Here is a 3,506-nt window from a genome sequence, read left to right as displayed (position 1 = left end):
CCGTAGAGCTCGCACCCCGCTTGATCGTCTTTATCGCTAGCAAGCAGCCTCGAGTGCGGCGCGCAAGCGTGCAAGGTCGTTCGCATCGGGATGCGTTGCCGCCCGATCGAAGTTCTCGATCATCTGCTGCAGGCGCGGGGCCTGCGCAGGATTTTCGGCCGCCCTGTGCTCGTAGCGAACACGCACGCTCTGCGGCATGCGCCCCTGGCACATAAAGGTGCCCACCACCTCGGCCGATCCTGGCAGGTTCGCAAGCACGCGAGCCGCCACTCCCGCAAAGTACGTCTCGTCGGAGCCGAAGCCCGCCGTGCCGAACAGGAACACCTCCCTGCCTGCAAGGCTTGCCAGCAACCCCGCTATCTCATCGCCGCAGTATCCCTTGTTCGTCCAGAATCCCACATAAACGCGTTCGGCAGCATCAAGGGCCGTCCGGTCAACGTCTTCTATGCGGCCGTAGGCAAGCCGTCCTTCGGCGGGCAATGTCTCGGCAATCGCCTCGGCCAACTGCTCGGTATTCCCCGTCTTGCTGTCGTACACGATCGCATAGTCCATGAGCTTCGTCCTTTCGCACGCGCCTCTTGCGCGGCGCGGTCACACCTGCACGTTTCGTCCTGCTTTCTTCCGCCCTCGTTATACCTTCTTCTTCATCTGCCGTAAACAGCCCTCTCGCAGGCCGCACGAAAGCATCGCCCGCCCTTCATGGACTATACTTACCGCATTCGTAAGACGAGGACAGCACAGGAGGGTCATCCGTGAGGGCAGTTATCCAACGCGTCTCCCATGCCCAGGTCGATATCGACGGCATTACCGTTGGCGCAATAGGAAAAGGGCTTCTCGTCTTGCTGGGAGTCGGGCGCCATGACACCGAAGAGCAGGTCGAGCAGCTCTGGAGCAAAATATCCCGCCTGCGCATATTCGAGGATGCGCAGGGCAAAACCAACCTGGCACTCGCCGCGGTACAAGGCGAAGTGCTCGTCGTCTCGCAGTTCACCTTGTACGCAGACTGCAAGCGGGGAAACCGCCCCTCGTTCACCGACGCAGGATCACCCGAAGCGGCGAATCACCTCTACGAGCGATTCGTCGCCCGTGCCCGACAGGACGTGCCACGCGTGGAAACGGGGAGGTTCGGGGCGTACATGGACGTCTCGCTCTCAAACGACGGCCCCTTCACCCTCGCCCTCGACACCGACCTCTTCTAGCAGCCCCCCTTGCAGGGCAGGATTCCCGGTGACGCGCCCCGTCCCGGGCAGCGGCCCTGTCCCGGACAGCATCTTGCCTACAGGAGCGCTTCCTCCCATTCGGCCTCTTTGAAGCCGACGAGAACGAAGTCCTCCCCAACCACCAGGGGACGCTTGACCATCATGCCGTCCTCGGCGAGAAGCGCGTAGGCATCCGCGTCGTCCATGCCGTCGTCTAAGAGGGCTTTGATGTTGCGCTCGCGATAGAGCATGCCACTCGTGTTGAAGAGTCGGCGCAGCGGCAACCCACTCCTTACGTGCCACTCGGCCAACTCGGCAGCTGTCGGATTGTCCTCGACGATATGGCGGTCGAGGTAGGTTACACCGTGCGCGTCGAGCCATGCTTTCGCTTTTTTGCAGGTGGAGCATTTCGGATACTCCACAAACAGCACTTTACCCATACAAACCCCTTTCAACATTTGCTCCCATGATACTCCGCTCCCACTTGCTATACTGATGCAGATAACGACAGAAAGGCCCTGGCATGATCTTCTACTTCACCGGCACTGGTAACTCGCTTGCGACGGCGCAGGCCATCGCCCAGGAAACGGACGACCTGCTGGTCGACATTGGCGTCGCTTACAAGTACAAGGACTTCACCTTCACGCTGGAACAGGGAGAGCCTCTGGGGTTCGTGTTTCCCACGTACGCCTGGACCACGCCACCTCTCATCGACGCCTTCATCAAGCGGGCCCGCTTCCGCACCGGCAACCAAGAGACGTTCGCTCCCGACTACTGCTTTGCTGTCGTCACCTGCGGCGCCTTTGTCGGCAACACAGCGCGGTTCTTTGCAGCTGAGTTGCTGGAGAGCCAGGGCATCAACCTAGATGCCTCTTTCAGCGTGAAGTCGGTGGGCAACTGCACCTACCTCTACGCCCCCGCCGAAGGCGAGAAGCGCGAGCGCCTCATAGCCGCCGCCGACCTGGAGTCGCACCGCATCGCCCAGCGCATCACTCAGCGCGAGCACGTGCATGCCGAGCATCGCAACCCCTTCGGCATACTCATGTCAGCCTTCACCGGCAAAGACGAGAAACCGCGTTCCACTGCGGAGTTCTACGCCCTGACCAACTGCATACACTGCGGGCAGTGCGCCGACCTGTGCCCCACAAACACTGTCACGATTATCGAGGGAACCCCCCGCTGGGCCGAACTGGGCTGCACACAATGTCTAGGATGTCTGCATCGCTGCCCCGTGAATGCCATCCAGTACGGCAAAAAAACCGAGACGCGCGGCCGCTACGTACACCCCGTGCTAGCAAACGCCCCCAGGCGGGCATAACATACGAGCAGGTCGCTACCAATCTATTTCGTCATAAACAATACCGTACTCTTTTTCCAGGTATTCAAAGAGAGTAGCGGGGGAACAGGGAGGGACGCTTGAAGAAGCAAAACCCTTCCTATCCCGTGTCAAAAGCGCATCTGCTTTCACTTTCTCCGCGCACCGGGCAATAAGGCAATCTTCGAAATTGGGCCATTTTGCCTTTGCCGATTCCACGATATCAGCGCGCTCGATTTTGCATACATTCAGATACGAAAGGTTATCAAGGAAAATATCCTGAATGGTATCACTGTCGTAAGCGCCGCTTTTTTTCATCAAATAGAACACATCCGTGAATGACTTCGCCGAAACCCACAGATCCGCATCTTCATAGAGACCCATAGCTTTTAAAGAGAGTGCCTCTCGATAGAATTCTTCTCGGCAAGCAAACAGGTCGAGCATTATATTGGTATCGAGCAATAGACGCATGTCCGCCACGCTCCTCTATCCAAAGTATTCCGGATACCGCTCCCGCATGGCATTCTCGCGCAGCTGATCGTATGTTTTTCCCTCCCAGGATGCAGGAGCCTTTAGCGTCATACGCACAACCCTATCCCTTATTTTGAACTTCCGCTCCGACGTGAGCAATCGACGACGATCTGCCACCTCTCTCAGCGAAGGGAAAGCCTCTGGAAGCTCGCCACAGCTTAGTACGTACTGATAGGCAGCATTCACCAGTTCCGTCGGCGTGGCACCGATCTTCTTAAGCACCGCGTTTCCTTGCTCTTTGATTTCGATAGGCACGCGCGCCGTTACGATAGAGTCGGTTCGCGGGCGGCCAGACGCATCGGAACTCGATGCCGCACCCAGCATTCGAACCCGCCCCTCCGGCTTCTGTGAAGTCTTCGGCAAGCCCTTTTGAGCAGTATCCTTCTTCGCCACAGCTTCCATGTCTGGTCTCCTTTCTTTTCTCTAGTATACGGTAATACCGTAATACTTTCAATCATTTC

The 3,506-nt window shown here is 58.0% G+C and carries 6 protein-coding genes; 2 read left to right on the top strand and 4 right to left on the bottom strand.

Annotation, left to right across the window (positions count from 1 at the left end; all coding sequences use genetic code 11):
• Positions 1 to 36 precede the first annotated feature (36 nt).
• Positions 37 to 552 carry a flavodoxin family protein BilS gene (gene bilS, locus RR842_RS12965; RefSeq protein ID WP_332517911.1) on the bottom strand — a complete coding sequence of 172 codons (516 nt, stop codon included), beginning with the start codon at positions 550 to 552 and terminating at the stop codon, positions 37 to 39.
• A 200-nt stretch (positions 553 to 752) separates the two neighbouring features.
• Between bilS and dtd the strand changes: the two genes are divergently transcribed.
• The gene (gene dtd, locus RR842_RS12960) at positions 753 to 1,199 is read left to right on the top strand and encodes a D-aminoacyl-tRNA deacylase (RefSeq protein WP_332730022.1); all 447 of its coding nucleotides are present in this window, start codon (positions 753 to 755) and stop codon (positions 1,197 to 1,199) included.
• Between the two features lie 77 nt (positions 1,200 to 1,276).
• On the opposite strand, the gene RR842_RS12955 is transcribed toward dtd, so the two are convergent.
• Positions 1,277 to 1,639, bottom strand: coding sequence for an arsenate reductase family protein (locus RR842_RS12955; RefSeq protein ID WP_332554075.1), 363 nt, complete (start codon positions 1,637 to 1,639; stop codon positions 1,277 to 1,279).
• Between the two features lie 83 nt (positions 1,640 to 1,722).
• Between RR842_RS12955 and RR842_RS12950 the strand changes: the two genes are divergently transcribed.
• Positions 1,723 to 2,517 (top strand): EFR1 family ferrodoxin, encoded by a 795-nt coding sequence (locus RR842_RS12950; RefSeq protein WP_332730021.1) that lies wholly within the window; start codon positions 1,723 to 1,725, stop codon positions 2,515 to 2,517.
• Positions 2,518 to 2,532: 15 nt separating this feature from the next.
• Here RR842_RS12950 and RR842_RS12945 read toward each other — a convergent pair whose 3' ends face one another.
• On the bottom strand, positions 2,533 to 2,985 hold the full coding sequence (locus tag RR842_RS12945; RefSeq protein WP_332512811.1) for a PIN domain-containing protein: 453 nt from the start codon (positions 2,983 to 2,985) through the stop codon (positions 2,533 to 2,535).
• 15 nt (positions 2,986 to 3,000) lie between these two features.
• Positions 3,001 to 3,447, bottom strand: coding sequence for a hypothetical protein (locus tag RR842_RS12940; protein WP_332517914.1), 447 nt, complete (start codon positions 3,445 to 3,447; stop codon positions 3,001 to 3,003).
• Positions 3,448 to 3,506: the final 59 nt, after the last annotated feature.

Origin of the sequence: Gordonibacter sp. (assembly GCF_036667095.1) — a bacterium.
Taxonomy (GTDB): Bacteria; Actinomycetota; Coriobacteriia; order Coriobacteriales; family Eggerthellaceae; genus Gordonibacter.
This window is presented reverse-complemented; position numbering and strand designations above follow the sequence as displayed.